Below are 621 nucleotides of genomic sequence, written 5' to 3' on the forward strand. Positions count from 1 at the left end.
CAAACCGTGCGGTTACCTGCATTGAAGTCATCCAACTGCTGAGCATTCACTGCGTTGTAACCCCAAGGTACCGTTTCACTTAGCAGGTAACGCGGTGGATCGACTTCCACGTATTCCACATCACCACGGTTACGCAGTGGTTCAAGATCATCCCCATCCAGCTCAACGCTGTAAATGGCACGGTTACCTAGTTTTTCCACTTTACGTGCTTTCACCTGTTGCAAAACAGATTCTTGCGCGATACGTGGTCCCCAAAACGAGTTGCCCCCCATCGAAGATCGGCTTACCGGATCTTCTTTGAATTTGACGATGTATTTCGTCGGCAACTTGGATTCGTCGAATCCCATCGGTGGAGCCGCGAATGCTGACATGGAAGCAGTCAGCGCGACGGCGACAGCAGACAATGTAAATAAGCCTGGTTTTTTACTTGTTGTGTAGTGCATTTGCCCTATTCCTTAGTTGAGCTAATTTTTATTCACTATATCCTCATGAAAAATCATCATTGCGATGTATACATGAGTCACTCAGCTATAGTTCATCGTCCAAAAATGCCAAACAATTTGTTTCATGAATATACAAATTTGTACAAAATATCATTCAATCAACATTTTTAGTTAACAT

General features: G+C 43.8%; 1 pseudogene. It reads right to left on the bottom strand.

The window, feature by feature from the left end:
* A pseudogene (locus R7Q48_RS28615) lies at nucleotides 1-443 on the bottom strand (peptidase S8); the annotation flags it as partial.
* Nucleotides 444-621: the final 178 nt, after the last annotated feature.

Source organism: Vibrio sp. 378 (assembly GCF_033339435.1).